Here is an 18,065-nt window from a genome sequence, read left to right as displayed (position 1 = left end):
AAATCTTGTTTGTTTAGGAGCCTTGGAACTTTTTCATAAGCCGTTTTTTAACATACAGCTCAGTGATTGCGTTCAAGGAAAAAGTGAATAGGAAAAGAAGAACTCCCAGGAAGAACAGAATATTATAATGTTCCGATCCCCAGATAACTTCTCCCATCTCCGCACCGATCGTGGCGGCAAATGTCCTACTCGGATCAAAAATACCGAAACTCATCATAGGAGCGTTACCGGTAGCCATAAGAGCGATCATTGTCTCTCCGAAGGCCCTTCCGATCCCCAAAAGGACCGCGGCGAATACCCCGGGCAGCGCTGCAGGAAGCATAACTCTATAAGCGGTCTGCCATTCGGTAGCGCCTAATGCTAAGGATGCCTGTCTATAAGATTGAGGCACGGTACTTAGTGCATCTTCCGCAACCGTAAATATGATAGGAGTGACTGCGATTGCAAGACCGATCCCTCCTGTCAAAGCGTTCAATCTGAAATCTATATCGAAGGTTGCCTTTACTAAGGTAGCAACATCCATCAAACAGAAAAATCCGATCACTACTGAAGGGAAGTTTGCAAGCATTTCGATGGCCGGTTTTACGATCTCCCTTACTCTTGCAGGTACAAAAAACGTAATATTCAAAGCGGCTAAAATAGCCAGAGGTGCACCGATCAGAATTGCTATGATGGTAGTTTTTGCAGTTCCTACGATCAAAGGTAGAATACCGAATTTAGGAACGGAAGAAACCGGCTGCCATACCTTGCTGAAAAGATTTTCGAAAAGAGAAAGTTTTTCAGGTTCAGGAGTAGAGACTGCAACAGGTTTATTTAATTCTAAAGTATCTCCGTCCGGATTATATTCCGCAGGAGTATCCGAACCGGAGTCAGGATTGTATTCCGTTGGGACCCCGGAGCTTTGGATAGTGGAAGTGGCTTGCGTAGAATCCGAGAAGAATAAGGAAGAAGCTTCTCTAAAGACGAAGAAAAAAATAAGAAGAATGATAAGGATGGAAGTTGCAGCGGTTCCTTTTACTAAGGTTTCCGCGAAAACGTCTATTTTTCTTCTGCTCGGATGTAAAAGATATCTCAGCAGAGGATCGAGTTTGCTCATTGAATATTCCGAATTCTGGATTTAAGAACGGCTCCCATTTCGGGAGCCGATCGCACAATATTACTTTTTCTTAAGAGGGAAGTAACCTACGTCCTTCACAACTTTTTGTCCGTCTTTTCCGATCACCCAATCGATAAACTTTTTAGTTTGGTCTTTAGGCGCTTCTCTCAGATAAAAATATAGATATCTGGAGATAGGATACTTATTGGTCAAAATATTCGCTTCAGTCGGAAGTTCCGCTTTAGAGTTTGCGTCAGCGGAAACCGCTATATCTTTAACTCCGGCAGCGTAAGCCGCTCCACCGTAACCGATTCCCCATTTGTCTTTGGAGATCGCGTTCACTAGTGCTGCAGTTCCTACCATATGTTGTGCGGAAGGATCAAAGTCTTGTTTTTCCAAAGCATGTTCTTTGAAATACTCGTAAGTTCCGGAGTTATTCTCGCGGCTATACAATACGATTTTATGATCTTCTCCGCCAACTTCTTTCCAATTGGTGATCTTTCCCGTGAAAATTTTACGGATTTCTTCCAGAGAAAGTTTTGCGACCGGATTCTTTTTGTTTACATAAAGAGAAATACCGTCGATTGCAACCTTGATTTCCACACCGTTGGAATTATATTTTTCCTTTAATTGTTGGATTTCTTGAGGTTTGAGAGGACGAGAGGCAGAGCAAATATCCGTAGTTCCATTGATTAGAGCAGCGATCCCGGTTCCGGATCCTCCTCCTGTAACTTGGAATTGAACGGATTTATCCGGGAAGGTTTCGGTCCATTTTTGAACCAGGATAACCATCGTATCGGATCCTTTAATGGTGATTGTCTTTTTCTCTTCCCCGGATACGGAAAATGAAGAAAGAGCGAACGCTAATAAGACAATAAGTCTTAAACCTATCTTTTTCATCTGTTTGATATTTCTCCTGAAATATTTTTGAATCATAAATGAGAACCGTTACGAACGGATTTCTCGAATATTACAATCCTGATACACTCTGTTCTGCTGCATTGATTTGGCATTTTAACGCATTCTATGAAAATAGTCCCCTGCCTGCAAGAAAGTACAGGGGCCTTTTATTGTTAGTTGTTAGGGAAACCCTACTGCTGACTTGATCTTTTTCCCACAATCTCCCCCGGCTTGTCCTAGGTTTGGATCACAGGTATAATATCTAAAATTCACTGGACTTGCGTTTGTAGGAATTCCGGAGCCCAAAAATCCCAAACTACCGCAGGTTTGTTTGGAAAGAGCTGATTTCCTAAGTTCCGTATCCAGAGAATGTCCAAACATTACATAAAGATAATAGTTGGTCGGAGATATCGTGGAATTTGAAACTCCTAGAACGGTAAAATGGTCGTAACATTCTCCGGTATAGTCCGTGAAGTTTCCTGCAACCTCTACCACTACGATGGAATTATTCCCGTCATCCGGAGTTCCTACTAACGCTTGTAATAAAGCTACATCATCCTTTTGGTCGGAAGAGCAGGAAATAGCTAAAAGTCCCAAAAGTGGAAGTATGAATTTAAGTTTAGATTTCATAATTTTCTTTCTCCTCTTCTTAATCTAACCTGGTGTTCAATTGGTCCGGCGTAACCATTCCGGTCCAGAAAGTAGCCTGAAGCTGGAAATATACGGTTTGGTTATTGATCGTTTCAGGTTCTCTTGTTATAGGGTCTATACCCAGCTTAAGAACGGGGATTTGGTAGAATAATTGTGCCTTGAATAGATGTTTGTCCCCGAAAAGATTCAAACCGACCCAGTAATATTTTTTCAGATCGTTATCTTCTATCTTACCGTTACGATTGAAATCACCTTTTAGGAAATCATATCTGAAAACCGGCATAATATAATATTTATCGAATATTTGGATATTATATCCGACTGTTGCCTGCCATCCGGAAAGACTATTGGAAGCCGCTCCCGTATAAGTAGTATAAGCCCCACTCAGATAGAAACCGTTCCAGCTCATGGTCCCGTCGTAGGTATAACCTCTTAGGTCCAGATTTTTTTGGCAATAGCTGGTTTGGTAACTAGGAACGGTACAATCTGCAGTGCTATTATCCGGAGTGATTTGAGTGGTAAGAAGATATTGAGTTGGAGCCCCTCTCGGGATAGCGCCGTCCACAGCAAGGGTAGAAGCAGGGCCTGAGCTAAAGCTTACGTTCTTAGTCTGCATAGTAGCGGCACCCAGGGAAATTTTTAGATCTTTTTGGAAGATCTCTTCACCTTCTTGCCAGCCCACATTACTGCCGTTTTCTTTCACAAGACCGCCCAGAACGTTCCACTGAACTCTCGCGAAATATAAAGGAGAATTCAGAATAGGTTGGTTGGGCCTGCCTGCAACCGTAAGATCCTGACGTCTGCCGGTTCCATAGTCACCGCCTCCACCATGACCGTTGCCAGCCATCAGATCGACCGTAAGATATCTTTCGTATTTTCCTTCGAAAAAATCTTTCAGAGGAGAAAGTCTTAGGTTCACACCCATATCGAACTGAGGATAAGCGTTTGTCATATAAGAACGTTCTAATGCGATGAAGTTCGCAGAAGACATCAGATATTCTCTGTGGAATTGGGTAGGCAATTGGCCGAAACTCAATCTTGCACCTAAGATCGGAATATTCACATAAAGGAATGCTTCTTGGATATAACCTCTGTTTTCCTTTAAGGAAACATTGGTCACGGCGCCCGTTGTAGAATCTTTGGTTTGAGTGATATAAGGGGCATTCAACATATTCTCTCCCCTTAAGTTCAGGGCCATTCCCCACCAGGAACCACCTTGGTATTGTACTCCTAAACGAAGACGTCTGAAATTCCAATCTACGGAATTAAAATCTCCATTACCGTTATTGTAATTGGAGCCGGTTTGAGCGGAAATACCTCTGAATTGTACCCTACCGGTGATGGTAAGTCTTTCCTTTTGAGGTTCGTCCGGTCTGTTCGTGAGATGGTTCGGATAAGGATTGAACTTAGTATCGTTCTTATTGATGGCCTTGTCCATCTTACTTTTAAAACGACCTGGACCAGGTTTGGTATATAATTGTCCGTCCTGATCTTCATAAATAGTGAATTCTTCCTGTTTAGGTTTTTCTACTTTAGGAGGGTCACCTGCTTGCGCAAGTTCCGCTCCAGGAGATACTCCCTGGGAGAAAATCGCCTGGGAATAGAGAACGAGTCCTAGAATAATAAATTTAGATCTTATCCCTTCTAAGTTCTTTCTATTTTTAGATTTCTGCTTCATTCAGAGTTACCTTTTCGATTCGCTTCCCGGGTTTTTGCCCCTGCGAATTCTGTTTTACGTTTAGGTAACAGAATGATCTTTTTTAGTTACAAAATGATTACAGTATGGAGATGATTTGGTTACAGGCCTCCTGTTGCTAAGTTTTATGCAAAATAGGTATCATTTAAGTTACAGAAATAAGACTAAATAATCTAATCATATGATTAGATCCTATACTTTTCCTTCTAAACTTCTCTTCATTTCCGATGCGTCCTTGGCAAAACTTTTGGAAGCCAAGAATACAAATAGGGAAGTCAGCAGCACAGTCACCGGGATCAGATAGAGAGAATCATGGAGGCCGATCGCCTTAAATTGTTCCGTCATCTCGGAAGTTCCCGACCGAAGCATTGCGGATCTGGTCAAATAATCGGAAAACCAACCTACAACTGCAGGACCTGCCGCCCCACCTAACAGATACATAGCCGCGAAATAGATCGCCATCGCAGTCGCTCTGAGCCTCGGTTCAATCACGTCCTGAATGGCAGGATAAACGCAGGTATAATAATTATAAGAAAGTAACCATCCAAAGCCGAGTAGAAGGGAGAAGAATAAGACCATTTCCTCCGACTGAAGTAATGCGAGAAGGATCAGAATTCCGGACACAAACAAATTGAATGCACCGAATAAAAGGCGGCCTCTTTCCGATCTTTGGTGGATCTTATCCGCGATCCAGCCTCCCAAAGTTAAACCGACCAAACCCGTGATCCCTACAATAAATCCGGTAGTGATCGCTGCTTTTACTAAAGTGAAATGATAATATCTTTGTAATAAAGAAACTAAGAAACTGTTCACCGCGTATGCGGCAAAGTTGAATGTAAGACCTGATAGAATGATCCACCACATAGTAGGAATTTTTAATACTTTTTTGATAGGTTGAGAAGGTGTGACTTTCGATACTTGGACGGATTCTGCGGCTCCTCTTTCGGGTTCACGGATAAAAAAGAAAAATATGGAAAGAAGAATTCCAGGCAATGCTGCGATGAAAAATGGCGCTCTCCAAGTTCCGAAAGCTTTTACCATTGCTCCCACTGTGAAGAATGCAAGGACCAGTCCTAACGGAAGGCCCAACATAAAAATACCGACCGCTCTCGCTCTTTTATGAGAAGGAAATAGATCTCCTATAAGAGAGTTTGCGGCAGGTGCATAACTTGCTTCTCCGATACCTACACCCATTCGAACTGAAACGAAAGATAAATAATTCCAAGCATATCCATTCAAAGCGGTGAATGCACTCCAGATCGCAAGTCCCCAACCGATGATCTTTTTGCGGCTCCAAGAATCCGCGAGTCTTCCTAAGGGCAATCCTGCGATGGCATAGATGACAGTGAATGCGGAACCTACGATACCTAATTGGAGATCGCTTAAATCCCATTCATGTCGAATAGGTTCTATGATGATTGCAGGGATAGTTCTATCAAAGAAATTCAGAAGGTTTGCCAAGAATAGAAGGATCAGGATCCTCCATGCATGTTTGGCTTGATTCGAGTTCGATTCCATCGCTTTGTATCTCCCAAGGGCCGTAATTACCTCCTGCCGGGAATAAAAAGCAAATCATAAAATTATAATTCGAACGATTGTTCTGAGATAGATATATAAAATATAATTAATGAACGTGTGTTAGGTGAGGGAGTAGAACATCTTCTTCTTCCAAATGGAAGAAGAAGAGTATATCAATAGAGAGAGAAACGAACTGGAACGTAGACTTTTACGGTAATCTTTTTCCCGTCCAAAACAGAGGGAGAGTAACGTTTTTTATAGAAGGCTTGGATTGCGGATTCTTCTAATCCGTAACCTAAGGTTTTACCAATATTACGTACTCTTAAAACTTCTCCAGTGTCTGCAATGATCACTTCTAAGGTAAGAGTTCCACCTATACCTGCAGATTGAGCATCTTTGGTATATTCAGGCTGAAGGTTCGGAGAAAGGTCGATCGGTGCAGTGGCACCGGATACGATCGCATCCTGAGCTCCTGCAATCCTAGAGTCTTCTTTTTTCTTTAGAGTATCCGTAACTTCAAATTCTCCGTCGTCAGGAGCTTCTCCTACGTTTGGATCCTGGATCACTATATTATCCACGAAAGCGACTTCATCGATTAGTTTGTCCAAATGATCGTAGGTAGTCGGAGGAGTATACCAGAAGAGTAGAGCGGCAATCTGAAGGATCGCGGAGGAACCTAAAAATGTCTCCATTCTATAACGATCGACAAACCTGCGAAGACCGGAACGTTTTTTGGAAGAAGAAGGAGAGGAAACTACTTGGTTCATTTCAGTCCTCCTCCTTGAGTGGTTTTAGTCACAAGGGAAACTTTTAAGGCTCCCGCTTCTTTTAATAATTCGAATACATCGTCCAGACTTGCATAGTCCACATCCTTATCCGCATGGATAAGCACCTTAAGGTCTGGTGTAGTGGCGAGCTTTGCCCTTACGTTATTAATCGCTTCGTTAAGAGGCATACGGATCTGGTTGAAATATATTGCCTTATCCGCACCTATATACAAGTTCGCGATCTTTTTGTTGAGCTGCTCTCCTCCCGGAACATCCGGAAGCGCAAGTGGAAGATCCGGATCCGTATCAAGGACCGAAGTCACCATAAAGAATACCAAAAGAAGAAAGGCGATATCGGCCATAGAACTGACCGGAATGGAAGGTGGAGCTTTTTTCTTTTTAAGTGCCATATCTTATTTTAATCTTTTTACGGAGACTTGTTTAAATCCTCTCAACTGCACTGCAGAAAGAGCATCCAACATATTTCCGTATTTTGTTTCACCGGTCGTTTTGATCAGAGCGACTTTTTCGTCTAGATTCGGGATTTCCAGATCGTTCAGATCTTTTCTGAATTCTGCGAGATCCTTGTAATCACGAGTACCTAGTACTTTGTTCCTCATCTTGATCGTTTCGCCAGCCACCAATATCTCGTAGATATTCTCTCTTAAAATTAGGGTGGGGTTGGAGTTTTTGCGGGGAAGTTGGATATTCAAACCCTCCTTCACGAAAAACACCGCGGTCACCATAAAAAATACGAGAAGAAGAAACGCGATATCCGACATAGAAGAGGCCGAAATTTCTTCCAAACCTCTTTTTTTCTTAAGCTGAATCATATTCCGAATTCCTAATAAATGGAAGAACTAAGATTAAGCTCTTGCGTTACGTTTCAGGAATTCTTTATAAATTCTGTTTGCGGCTTCTTCCACTTCGGAAGTGAATCCGTCGATCCTGGAAGTCAAGTATTGGTGAAAAGTCATAGCAGGAATTGCGATGATCAAACCGGCAGCAGTAGTGATAAGAGCTTCTTTGATACCGCCCGCAACCACTTTCGCATTCACTTGGTCGGCGTTAGCGATCGCATCGAATGCGTTGATCATACCGGAAACCGTTCCCAAGAACCCGATCAAAGGTGCGATAGTCGAAACAGCAGCTAAGATCACGAGCCCTCTTTCAAGAACAACGATCACCTCGGCAGCTTCTCTCTCGATACCTTTTGCGAAAATTTCAGCGTTACCGGCAGATACATCGATACCGTTTTTCAAAATATCGGAAATTTTGTAAGAAGGGTTTGCATCGATGAATTCTTTCGCTCCATCAAAACCTTTCTCATCAACCTTCTCCCCTAAATCGATATTAAAACCTTTAGGAAGAAGTTTGGAAGTAGTAAGGAAGTAGATCCTTTCGAAAATAATTCCAAGAGCGATGATAGAAGAGAGAGCCAATGGATACATCGTCCATCCACCCTTATTGAACAGGTCTACAAATCCCCAGGTTCCGCTTTTTTCAGCAGGAGCTGGAGCAGGTTGTTCTGCAGGCGCAGTAGTTTGTTCGGTTTTGTTTGCGTCAGTAGGCGCAGCATCTTGAGAAAAAGTAGGTAAAGTTGCAGTTAGAACGAATCCTCCTACAAGTGCAATGGCGATCCATTGGCGTAGAGAGAGATTAGTATATCGATTATGCATAGCTTTCGAAAGCTCCATAAGAAGTAATGAGACATTTTTACGTGATTTGAGTTACATATTTATTACGAAGCGGTTACGGGTTGGTTAGTTTGGGGAAGGGGAGAAGAGAGGGCCTGGGGAGAGGAGGGAGGGTTGATGCGGGATTGTAATAGTGGGGAAGGTTTCGCTTCATTTTCCTTTTCACATATTCAACTAATGCTGAATGCTTACCGAGCACATTTGTATTATAAGTCGGATCCTTTCATTCTCACGCAGGAGAGGCACTGAGACGCGGAGAGTGGAGTGAGAAAATAAAAAAATCCCCCGGAGATTTTCCGAGGGATTTTTTATAGATAGCAAATTAACTACTATTTAAAGCTTATAAGTAGCTTGGAAGGAGTAACTAACCCCAGTTCTGTAAGAAAGGAATAGTTCTTTTTCACCAGTTAGCTCATTCTTCTGATACACTCTGTATCGAGTATCGAAAATGTTCTGAGCGGCAACTTTAAACTCCAAGTGATCTCCTCTTTTTGTCGTAAAAACGACGTCGGTCAGACCGACTGCTCTTTCATACGCATCAGGTAATCCATTGGCACCGACTGAATAGAGTCTATCTCCAAAGTAGTTGTAATAGAAACCTAGATTATGCCTCTTTTTTTCATCCAGATGGAAATCTAATTTCACGTTAAATACGAATGGAGATTGTCCTTGCAAAGGACGAGACAGGTTGGTCGGGTTATAAGCTGCAGCTTTAGATAAAGGATCTAATACTCCCATCTTAGCACCGATGTACTGCTCCCAAGAAATAACATCAACTCTTGACTGGATAAGGAACATATTTGTCTCGAAACGAATACGGTCAGTTATCGCTTTTCTAAAGTCGAACTCTACCCCTCGGATAATACCTTGTTCAGCATTTAAATAAGTGAAACGCTGGCTGATACTTCCCGCTACCGGTTGACCGATCATCTCGATCGGGCTAGATATCTGTTTGAAGAAGGCTCCAACTCCAATATAATCCGAAGAAGTTAGATAATATTCATATCGAATATCGTAGTTGTGGATATAGGATCTTCTTAGATCAGAGTTACCAAAAATACGGTTTGCTCCGAAGTAAGGAGTAAACCCGAAAGGAGATAATTCCCTTAAATCCGGACGAGTTAGTGTCTGAGTAGCGGCAACACGTAAAATTTGATTATCTTTAAACTCCCAGTTAAGATTGAACGATGGGAGTGTATCCCTTGTTCTTAATTCACCAATACCGTTGTTTGTTGGATCGCATGCATTATTTTTTACTAAAGCTATGCGAACATCTTCGTTACGGACTCCGCAGCCATAATCAACAATAAACGCAGGATTGTTGACATCTTTAGTCACAAAAGTTCTTACTTTTTGGTAGCTGTCTTCGTAACGAGCTCCGAAAAGAATTTTTAATTTCGGAAGTATCGGTAGTTCTACTTGAGAATAGTAAGCTTGTAATCTCTGGAATGCGTCGTATGCGTTTGATTCAACTTGTCTTTCCGAGAATGTATACGTGTTTTGTTGGAAAAGAAGAGGGTTTGAGTAAATTTCTCCGGGGATCGGATAGAATTCTAAAGCAGGAATAGGTAAATTAGTTTTTTGCCCATATTCATGGAATCTAAAGTTCTTATCTCTTTCCAATGTATAACTTCCGAGCTTAATGGTGGACTTTAAGCCGCTCCATTGGTCGAAAGGAATTTCATAGTTAAACTTAGCGGTACGGCTATTATCAACCGAGTCGGAGAAGAATCTGGAAGCATCAGGGTTATTTCCTAAACGAGTATAATTCAGAGGATTAGGATCCGAGAAAGACTTTCTCCAAACTTGCTGTTGTAAGTCCGGCTGCTCTCTAACAGCTTGGGCAAAATTTATTCTCCAGTCGAATTTATGAGCTCTATCTCCGAACCAATTTAAAGCATGGTCTCCTCCAAATGTATTATGGAAGACGCGGCTGCTTGTGTATTGGGTAGTTAAAGATTTAAAATCAGCTGAGTTGATATTGTCCTGACCTACAGAATTCCGAACTACTCCTTCTCCTTGTTGGGAAAAAAGAGTTTTCATAAATATCTGTTGGCCTTTGGTAATTTCATAAGCTAAGTTTAAGTTATTTCCCCAGTTCCTTTCTTCAATATAAAGATCCGCATCCTGCTTTTGTTGTTGGATCAATCTAGTTCCGGCAGGAGTGAGTTCCGAGATTTGGCTTGCTTGGTAAGTTCTGGAACTTTCTTCTCTGAATCTAAAGTTTCTATTATAGGTAGTTCCTACCAAAATCCCTAACCTTGAAGTGCTTCCTATTTTAAACGTATCTCCGTAATTTAGGGAGAAGTTTTTATCAAAAGGAGCCGGACCTGAATTTGGAGTCCATTTTTGATTATATAGTGCTGGTCCTGTTTGCGTAATTTCAGGAGGAATTCCACCGAAAATACTTCCTGGCTCGAAGACTAGTCCTTTATTTCCAGAATCAGCGAGAGGATTATGCTGATTAGAATTAACCCCACCCAACATATTCCCTTGGTTCATATTCATGAATTTATGACCGGTTGTATTGTAGTTCCCACCGGCACCAACTGATACGCTCAGTTGTTTTTCTTCAGGATATTCCTGGGTCTCAATTTTAACAAGACCTCCCGAAAATTCGGCAGGAAGCTCTGGAATGAATGTTTTAATGATCCGTACGTTTTTTAATACTCCGGAAGGAAAGATATCCAGAGCGACAACTCGTTTATCCGGTTCGGTAGAAGGTACTAAAGTGTCGTTTAATTCCGTGTTTGAATAACGTTCTCCGAGACCGCGGACGAAAACGAACTTACCGCCTACTAATGTAATACCGGTAACTCTTCGTACAACTTCTCCGGCAGATGAGTCAGGACTTTTCTTAATTGCTTCTTTCGAAATTCCATCCGAAACTGCAGAAGACTTTTTCTGTAATGATAAGAGAGCTGCTTCCGCATCATTTAATGCTCTACCTTTTACATCCACTGTCTCAAGAGTTTGCAAACCGAAAGTGATATTTACAACTTGGGGTTTTCCTGCTGTTACGGTTACGGAACGTTTTTGTGGAGAATATCCTAACATCTGGAACTCAACTTCATGAGTTCCTAAAGGAAGTTCTAGATCATACGCACCATCGAAATCTGATTTGGCAAATTTTTTGATGGATCGAACTACTATAGTTGCACCGAAAACGGCTTCACCATTGTCTCCATCCACGATTTTTCCTCGGATTTTTCCTACTCCTTGTCCCCAAGCAGGTGCAGAAAGGGAAGTAAGTAGGAAGAATATGATAATCTTTTTAATTTTCATACGTTTATCTTTCATTTTTTTATAAATTAAGCTCCAATAACGCACAGTTTGAACTTTCCTTTATGTTCGATCACTAATCGTACTTGCTCCAACGTAACGGATTTATTTCCGACACGTATAACTAGATTTCCCACCCTGTGACCTTTTAAAACATTAAGCTGGCGTATTTGATCTCTCCAGGTTAAGGCTTCGATCTTGATCGGTTTATTTTTTTCTTTTTTTAAAACTTCTTGAAGTTGTTCAAGAGCTACCTTTCTTCGAAGCTCGGTAATTTCCCAAGCTTGTTCTAAAGGCATATTGGATGTAAGAGTGCTTTCTTCTAAAGTATTAGGTAAGAACACATCAAAATACTCTTGTTTGGTGCAGATATATTTATCTGTTTTTCCTTGGTTTACAGCTTCTAAATAATTTAAAACTGCATCGTCTCTAGTAGCACTCGTTTCGCTTATATCGTAATTGTCTTTGATATGAGCTCTAAGATAATTTCGGGCTTCTTCCACTTTTTTCTGATATTCTGGATCGCCTTCTGTTTTTTCTTTTTTGCAATTATAGGATATTATGATTAAGAAAAACGTTATAAACAAAAGATTGTATATACGATTCATTTAGATTTTTTCCGGAAATTTTATTTTTATATAATTTGTATAAAAAGACCCCCCGTTTCCGGGAGGTCTTTAATTCACGTTGGTATTAAACTTAGCTTAGCGAGCTCTCCAAACGGTCCATCCTGCAGGCCAGTTTACTGGAACAGCTGCTGAATCTACAGTTTCGCTTAAGTTCAGAGGCACTCCACCAGTATTACCACTGGATACAGAAGCAGACGTTCTTAGATCCGGTTTAGTTCCGAATCCGCATCCGACTGAATCTTGTACTGAGCCAATATCAGTTACTGGGATAGAAGTAAGGGATGCAGTTGCACTGAGAGTGATACCACCGGTACCAGGGGTACCCGAGGCACTCGCTGCTAATGAATCTGCAGCACTATCTGAAATTACAGTGATATCTGAAATGGTAGGGGAGAAACCGGAAGCTTCTCCTGCGTTTATTCTAGTGGCAAAACCGTAGATTAAACCTGCAGTGAATGTTCCCAATAATCCTTCTCTTGCTCTCATTCCTGCGCCGCCGCTGATTCCTAAACCTAAAGTGGTAAAGTTCGCTACGGTTGGATTAGAACAATCGGTAGTTGCAGGGTTCTGGGAATTTGTACAGGTACTGGAATGTCTTCCGTCCATTTCGAATCCGTGAGGATCTGTAGATGCGGAACCGCCGCAAGCTTTTGGATACTTGATGGATACAAGGTATTTTAAGTTTCCAGAGAAACCTTCATCCATATCGAAGTCATCATCCATAGATCCTGAACCGATCAAGAATTTCATGTCATGAGTGCTTGGTGATTTTCCACCGCCCCACCATTCGAAGGAGTCATCCAATCCTCTGTGAGCTTGAACGAACTTATAATCGATTGTGTTAACTGCGTATTGAGAAAGTGAATTTAACTCGTCTCCAGGAGCCACCTCGTTTCCTGCAAATTCTACGATGGTATATCTAAGATTTACAGTCATGGAGTTTCCACCAGGATACACTTGAGGAGTAGTTCCTTCTGTGGTTGAAGTTCTAGTAGCGTTCGCACTTCCGATGAATACGATTCCGCCCCAGTCTCCAGGGAATCTGGATCCATGTCTTTGAGCAGAAGTGAAACATACCGGCTCAGCTGCAGTTCCTTGAGTTTCTAATGTTCCACCTTTGAAGAATAGAGAAGATCCTCTTTCTCCGTAGATTACGGAACCTTTTGGAACAGTCATTTTCGCGTTATTTACAAACACAGTTCCTCTTAGGAGAGTAAATTTACCTAAGATAATATCGCTGTTGATGTTCCCTTGGATGATTGTAGGATTTCCAATCGAATCACAAAGAGCCTCTCCAACTGTCTGATTTGGGTTGGAATATACTCCAGTTACTGTTACAAGTGCGAATGGAACAGAAGTTTGACCATTTGCTGCAACTATATGAACTCCTGATTCATTTGTAATGGTGACAGTTCCTGTAGCATTTGGATCGGAAGGATCGATATTAAATTCAAAATCAAAAGTTCCAAGTGCAACAGTATAGTTGTTAGGGTTATCTAAAATCGCATTGTACTCAGCAATTCTAGTAGTTGAAGCTGCAACTCCACTATCATACAACCCGCAGCGACCTCCAGTTGGATCACTTGCCCAAGCGCCTGCGCCGGTTCCTGTTCTGGATTTATCTAATTCTTCACAAGTAAGTTCGCGTAGAGTATACACGGTTGCGGTTAATTTTGCATCAGCTGATGGAACATTTACCACAAAACCAAAATCACCGTTATCAGCTGGAGCAGAAGCTCCTGCACCTGATGCAGTGGTAGTAAAGTCTTGGGTTCCACCTGATTTTACTAGAACAACTTCTCTACGAGTTTCAGGAACCGTGCCGGATGCTGCAGTTCCTGTGGAAAGTGCAACATCGGATCCTAAATTTCCTTTTCTAACTTTTGCTGCGATAGAAGCTCTTGCATAAGTTGTGCTGCCACCTAAACCGGCAAGCGCAAGACCAGCAAGATTGCTTCCCCCGCCGGAATCACAGCCTACGATAGCAATAGCAACTGCAAGAGCGCTTACTGCTTTCGAGACTTTTTTATTTAACGATTTCATGGATCGAATTTCTCCTATTCATTCTGAAAGAGGCCGAAATCCGATCGACCTCGTGGATTATGTTAGATAAATTACTTTACGACTTGATTACGTACTTGTTAAGGTTTTGGTTCTTTAGGGTAAAAGTAGTATTATTAAGAAGATCCCGCCAAAAATGGCATAATCGGTGTATCTTTCTTTATCAGGATAATTCTCCTGATCCTTTTGTTTCCATTCAACAGGCTTGGCTTCTACAGTAACGGACGTTCTGTCAAAACCTCTACGGGAGCCGTCTTCGAACTCAACGATCACACCCTGTTCTGTCTGAGTAGTTTTTACGTTCTCAATCACTTCTTTAGTTTTAGTATTGGTGACTGTGTCTGCGGAAAGAGTTCCCAAACATATTAGAAAAATTGAAATTGTAATAATAGTTCTCGTAATCATAATGTAATACTTCCGATTCACTGTATCCTCCTTATGGAAAGTATGGATACTCGTGCAATTCGATTAAGGTGAGAACTGTTACAAACAGATTAAATGTAATAAAGGGAAATGTCGGAAAGAATAGCGACTAATCGATTCGGACTAGTCCCAAAGTTGCGGGCAGGTGTTTTAGGTTTGGACGAAATTTTCTAATTCTTCTAAAAGGATCGGTTTACTTAAGAAATATCCCTGAGCTTCGTCGCAGCCTAGATCTTTGATCTTTCTCATTTGTGCTTCCGTTTCCACACCTTCCGCGGTGATACGTAGTCCTAAACTTTTTCCTAAGGCAACGATCGTTTTGGATATCGCTAATGAATTCGGATCCGTTAGGATCTTACGTACAAAGGATTGGTCCACTTTGAGTGTTTTGAGAGGGAGCTTACTTAAATAAGAAAGGCTGGAATACCCTGTTCCGAAATCGTCCAAAGCGAGTGAAATCCCCCAGGAATGCAGCTCTCCCAAGATTTCTAAAGCGGATTGTATATTGGTGATCAGGCTGGATTCGGTGATCTCCAGTTCTAAATCTTCTACGCTTAGTTGATTTTTCTCTAAGATATCTAAAACTTTCTTAGCGATATTTTTATCTTCCAATTGTTTTGCGGATAAGTTTACCGAGATTCGGATGGGAGGAAGTCCTTTCTTTTTCCAGTTTCCCAGGTCTTCCATCGATTTGGAAAGAACCCATTCTCCCATCTCTCCAATGATCCCGCTTTCTTCTGCGATTGGTATGAAGATTGTAGGGGAGATAACTCCGTATTCAGGATGATCCCATCTGAGTAAAGCTTCAGCGGAGATCTTTTTGCCTGTTTGGACTTCAATTCTAGGCTGGTATTGAATGAATAATTGGTTTTTAGAGATCGCAAGTTTTAGGTCTTTTTCAAGAAGGTATTTCTCCTTCATTCTTTCTTTCCATTCGGAAGAATAGGTTTGGATCTTAGAAGTTCCTGAAAGTTTCGCCTGATTTAATGCGGTTTCCGATTTCCATAAAAGCTGGTCGGAGGATTTTCCATCATAAGGAAAAACTGATATTCCAATTTGGATCTCGGAAGAGATCTGTTGGTCTACTACGTTTAAAGGAGAAGATACGATGTTCTGGATCTTTACTGCCCATATCTCGGAATCGGTTTCCAATATTTGAGAAGAAGACGGTAATGGGAAGAAGGAGAATTCTCCATCTCCAGTTCTTGCAAGAACGGTTTCAGGCCCAAGCATTGTTTCCAATTTTTGCACCAATGATCTTAGGTAAAGATCTCCCATATGTACGCCGAAATTGGATCGGATATGCTTTAAGTGGGTCGCTTCCAATGAAAGAATAGGAAAACTTAATATTTCTTCTCTCATGGAAAGTTCGTGAAGAGAATTGCTCAATCTTTCTAAGAATAGATCCCGATTCGGTAATCCGGAAAGCCCATCATAGTTTGCCATATAATGGATTAGTTCATCCAGCTTGCGCACAGTGGTGACAGTGTCCGCCATTAAAGAGCCCGCTTCATCTCGGAATACTGTGGGCAGATTTGGGATCTCTCTTTCGCTCAAATATCTGTTTAGAGATTTGGAAGTGAGCACAACCGGAGTTAAAAGTTTATGTAATGCGAGAAGTGTGGCAGCAGTTCCTGCAAGAGTCGCCGCAAGTGCAATCCCTAAAATTTTAAGAGCGGTTTGTATATCTTGTACCGTGGAAATTACGAAAAATAAAAGAAGTGTGATCAGTGGGACATGGGTCCCGAGAAACGCGACCAGCATAATTTTGCTGGAATAGGTTTTAAGAATTCGGATCTTGCTAAGATAGGAATAGAAATTTAATCCGTTAAGACTCATCAAAGTTTCCTTCTGATTGGAACGTTATACGTTTTTGCTTGGATGTTGTATTTTTCGTCTTAGGAGGGATTGTTTTCTTCTTATAAACCATGCTTTTGAAGGGGACTTCCGAAACAAGGACAAAAAATCAAAGGCCTAGATCGAAGTGTTTAGTTGATAATTTATTTTTATATTTAGGAGTTCCTACATCGCCGATCTGGTCTATTTTAAAACAATTGTTAGAAAAAATACAGTTTTGGAGATTTTTTTTCTTGCCCGGGATTGGGTTTATGTTATAATACCAAACGTTCGAAATAAATTAAATCGATTGATTTTCCCGAGGAAATGCGGGATAGGAGAGAGAGATGAGTGTAGGGAAAAGATTATCCTTCTTGATCGCGTACCTGATCCCGTGCTTGGCCGTGGCAGGATACTATTTGGGTGGCGGTTTTAATTTTTTAACTTTGGCAGTGGTATTCGGAATTCTTCCGATCATGGACCTTTGGATCGGCCCGGATGCGAGTAATCCTAAAGAAGAAGAAGTGCCTGAGCTCCAAAAGGAATTCTATTTTAGATTCCTGACTTATGGCTGGGCATGGATCCAATTCGTATTGGTGATTTGGGCATTGTGGGAGATCCAAACCAAAACTCTTTCCACATTGGAGTGGGGAGCTTTTGTTTTAGCCATCGGTGTGAATACAGGTGGGATCGGGATCACTGTAGCACATGAGCTTGGGCATAAGAACACTAAAATTGAACAATGGTATTCTAAGTTCATTCTGATGACAGTATGTTATATGCACTTTTTTATTGAGCATAACCGAGGTCATCATGTGAATGTTTCCACTCATGAAGATCCTGCTTCCAGCAGAAAGGGGGAGTCCTTCTTCGCTTTTTATCCAAGAACTGTCGTGGGCAGTTTAACAAGCGCTTGGAATTTGGAGAAAAAAAGATTGGGTAAACTAGGCAAGTCCGCATGGACCTTGGATAATGAGATGATCACATCTATGATCATTCCGGTTTTGTTTATCTCTGCTGTGACCGGGATTTTTTACGCGATCACAGGGAACTTGAACTGGCAGGTGCCTGCATTCTTCTTCGTTCAAAGTTGGATCGCATTCTCTCTTTTGGAGCTTGTGAATTATATTGAACATTACGGTTTGGCTCGAAAAGAAATTGCTCCCGGAAAATTCGAGAAGGTTCTTCCGATACATTCTTGGAACCAAAACTTCAGTCTGTCTAATGCGTTTTTGTTCCAATTACAAAGACATTCGGATCATCATGCGAACGCAGGTAGAAGATACCAATCTCTGCGTCATTTCGAAGAAAGTCCTCAACTTCCATACGGTTATGAATTGATGATACTTCTGGCTTTATTTCCTCCACTTTGGTTCAAAGTGATGGATAAAAAATTGGAAGAATGGAAGAGCCAACATGGAGAATCTTCGGTAAGCTCCGGAGGAAAAAGGGAACCTGCTACCGCATAATCCTGTCTAAAAAATAGATCTTTTTGGTAAAGAGTTAGAG

Annotated in this window: 15 protein-coding genes; 1 reads left to right on the top strand and 14 read right to left on the bottom strand. The window is 41.5% G+C overall.

All coding sequences use genetic code 11. The annotated features are described in order from the left end of the window. Nucleotides 1-13: 13 nt before the first annotated feature. The 14 genes from pstC to EHR06_RS17460 form a co-directional block, all read right to left on the bottom strand. On the bottom strand, nucleotides 14-1,096 hold the full coding sequence (pstC, locus tag EHR06_RS17525) for a phosphate ABC transporter permease subunit PstC (RefSeq protein WP_135758194.1): 1,083 nt from the start codon (nucleotides 1,094-1,096) through the stop codon (nucleotides 14-16). Between the two features lie 60 nt (nucleotides 1,097-1,156). Beyond that, nucleotides 1,157-1,996 carry a phosphate ABC transporter substrate-binding protein gene (locus EHR06_RS17520; RefSeq protein WP_135758193.1) on the bottom strand — a complete coding sequence of 280 codons (840 nt, stop codon included), beginning with the start codon at nucleotides 1,994-1,996 and terminating at the stop codon, nucleotides 1,157-1,159. A gap of 180 nt (nucleotides 1,997-2,176) precedes the next feature. Further along, nucleotides 2,177-2,626 (bottom strand): LA_3150 family lipoprotein, encoded by a 450-nt coding sequence (locus EHR06_RS17515; protein WP_135758192.1) that lies wholly within the window; start codon nucleotides 2,624-2,626, stop codon nucleotides 2,177-2,179. A gap of 19 nt (nucleotides 2,627-2,645) precedes the next feature. Continuing rightward, nucleotides 2,646-4,325 (bottom strand): hypothetical protein, encoded by a 1,680-nt coding sequence (locus EHR06_RS17510; protein ID WP_135758191.1) that lies wholly within the window; start codon nucleotides 4,323-4,325, stop codon nucleotides 2,646-2,648. A 210-nt stretch (nucleotides 4,326-4,535) separates the two neighbouring features. After that, a complete protein-coding gene (locus tag EHR06_RS17505; protein WP_135758190.1) occupies nucleotides 4,536-5,861 on the bottom strand; it encodes a spinster family MFS transporter in 1,326 nt (441 codons plus the stop codon). Nucleotides 5,862-6,034: 173 nt separating this feature from the next. Further along, nucleotides 6,035-6,628, bottom strand: coding sequence for an energy transducer TonB (locus tag EHR06_RS17500; RefSeq protein WP_135758189.1), 594 nt, complete (start codon nucleotides 6,626-6,628; stop codon nucleotides 6,035-6,037). Continuing rightward, complete coding sequence (locus EHR06_RS17495) at nucleotides 6,625-7,038, bottom strand: ExbD/TolR family protein (RefSeq protein ID WP_135615567.1); 414 nt, start codon at nucleotides 7,036-7,038, stop codon at nucleotides 6,625-6,627. The genes EHR06_RS17500 and EHR06_RS17495 overlap by 4 nt, the downstream gene beginning before the upstream one ends. Before the next feature lie 3 nt (nucleotides 7,039-7,041). Beyond that, nucleotides 7,042-7,461 carry an ExbD/TolR family protein gene (locus tag EHR06_RS17490; protein WP_135615568.1) on the bottom strand — a complete coding sequence of 140 codons (420 nt, stop codon included), beginning with the start codon at nucleotides 7,459-7,461 and terminating at the stop codon, nucleotides 7,042-7,044. A gap of 33 nt (nucleotides 7,462-7,494) precedes the next feature. After that, nucleotides 7,495-8,307, bottom strand: a complete 813-nt coding sequence (locus EHR06_RS17485) for a MotA/TolQ/ExbB proton channel family protein (protein ID WP_086446848.1) — start codon at nucleotides 8,305-8,307, stop codon at nucleotides 7,495-7,497. Nucleotides 8,308-8,658: 351 nt separating this feature from the next. Next, on the bottom strand, nucleotides 8,659-11,610 hold the full coding sequence (locus tag EHR06_RS17480) for a TonB-dependent receptor domain-containing protein (RefSeq protein WP_135758188.1): 2,952 nt from the start codon (nucleotides 11,608-11,610) through the stop codon (nucleotides 8,659-8,661). Nucleotides 11,611-11,636: 26 nt separating this feature from the next. Further along, the gene (locus EHR06_RS17475; RefSeq protein ID WP_135758187.1) at nucleotides 11,637-12,215 is read right to left on the bottom strand and encodes a hypothetical protein; all 579 of its coding nucleotides are present in this window, start codon (nucleotides 12,213-12,215) and stop codon (nucleotides 11,637-11,639) included. Nucleotides 12,216-12,311: 96 nt separating this feature from the next. Beyond that, a complete protein-coding gene (locus EHR06_RS17470) occupies nucleotides 12,312-14,279 on the bottom strand; it encodes a hypothetical protein (protein WP_135758186.1) in 1,968 nt (655 codons plus the stop codon). Between the two features lie 114 nt (nucleotides 14,280-14,393). After that, nucleotides 14,394-14,702: an LIMLP_04285 family protein gene (locus EHR06_RS17465; RefSeq protein ID WP_100709303.1), complete on the bottom strand. Its 309-nt coding sequence runs from the start codon at nucleotides 14,700-14,702 to the stop codon at nucleotides 14,394-14,396. A gap of 168 nt (nucleotides 14,703-14,870) precedes the next feature. Then, complete coding sequence (locus EHR06_RS17460; RefSeq protein ID WP_135758185.1) at nucleotides 14,871-16,559, bottom strand: putative bifunctional diguanylate cyclase/phosphodiesterase; 1,689 nt, start codon at nucleotides 16,557-16,559, stop codon at nucleotides 14,871-14,873. A 344-nt stretch (nucleotides 16,560-16,903) separates the two neighbouring features. On the opposite strand from EHR06_RS17460, the gene EHR06_RS17455 reads away from it, so the two are divergent. Further along, a complete protein-coding gene (locus tag EHR06_RS17455; RefSeq protein ID WP_135758184.1) occupies nucleotides 16,904-18,025 on the top strand; it encodes an alkane 1-monooxygenase in 1,122 nt (373 codons plus the stop codon). Nucleotides 18,026-18,065 lie beyond the last annotated feature (40 nt).

The sequence above is a fragment of the Leptospira dzoumogneensis genome, from assembly GCF_004770895.1.
Classification (GTDB): Bacteria; Spirochaetota; Leptospiria; order Leptospirales; family Leptospiraceae; genus Leptospira_B; species Leptospira_B dzoumogneensis.
Note: the sequence above shows the minus strand (reverse complement) of the source record. Positions and strands in the feature narration are given on the sequence as shown.

What these genes read in the sequence shown, in the direction of transcription:
- EHR06_RS17485 (WP_086446848.1), bottom strand. Translation starts at nt 8,307, where the DNA reads ATGCATAATCGATATACTAATCTCTCTCTACGCCAATGGATCGCCATT.
- EHR06_RS17515 (WP_135758192.1), bottom strand. Translation starts at nt 2,626, where the DNA reads ATGAAATCTAAACTTAAATTCATACTTCCACTTTTGGGACTTTTAGCT.
- EHR06_RS17505 (WP_135758190.1), bottom strand. Translation starts at nt 5,861, where the DNA reads ATGGAATCGAACTCGAATCAAGCCAAACATGCATGGAGGATCCTGATC.
- EHR06_RS17470 (WP_135758186.1), bottom strand. Translation starts at nt 14,279, where the DNA reads ATGAAATCGTTAAATAAAAAAGTCTCGAAAGCAGTAAGCGCTCTTGCA.
- EHR06_RS17490 (WP_135615568.1), bottom strand. Translation starts at nt 7,461, where the DNA reads ATGATTCAGCTTAAGAAAAAAAGAGGTTTGGAAGAAATTTCGGCCTCT.
- EHR06_RS17510 (WP_135758191.1), bottom strand. Translation starts at nt 4,325, where the DNA reads ATGAAGCAGAAATCTAAAAATAGAAAGAACTTAGAAGGGATAAGATCT.
- EHR06_RS17520 (WP_135758193.1), bottom strand. Translation starts at nt 1,996, where the DNA reads ATGAAAAAGATAGGTTTAAGACTTATTGTCTTATTAGCGTTCGCTCTT.
- EHR06_RS17500 (WP_135758189.1), bottom strand. Translation starts at nt 6,628, where the DNA reads ATGAACCAAGTAGTTTCCTCTCCTTCTTCTTCCAAAAAACGTTCCGGT.
- EHR06_RS17475 (WP_135758187.1), bottom strand. Translation starts at nt 12,215, where the DNA reads ATGAATCGTATATACAATCTTTTGTTTATAACGTTTTTCTTAATCATA.
- EHR06_RS17460 (WP_135758185.1), bottom strand. Translation starts at nt 16,559, where the DNA reads ATGAGTCTTAACGGATTAAATTTCTATTCCTATCTTAGCAAGATCCGA.
- EHR06_RS17465 (WP_100709303.1), bottom strand. Translation starts at nt 14,702, where the DNA reads ATGATTACGAGAACTATTATTACAATTTCAATTTTTCTAATATGTTTG.
- pstC (WP_135758194.1), bottom strand. Translation starts at nt 1,096, where the DNA reads ATGAGCAAACTCGATCCTCTGCTGAGATATCTTTTACATCCGAGCAGA.
- EHR06_RS17455 (WP_135758184.1), top strand. Translation starts at nt 16,904, where the DNA reads ATGAGTGTAGGGAAAAGATTATCCTTCTTGATCGCGTACCTGATCCCG.
- EHR06_RS17480 (WP_135758188.1), bottom strand. Translation starts at nt 11,610, where the DNA reads ATGAAAATTAAAAAGATTATCATATTCTTCCTACTTACTTCCCTTTCT.
- EHR06_RS17495 (WP_135615567.1), bottom strand. Translation starts at nt 7,038, where the DNA reads ATGGCACTTAAAAAGAAAAAAGCTCCACCTTCCATTCCGGTCAGTTCT.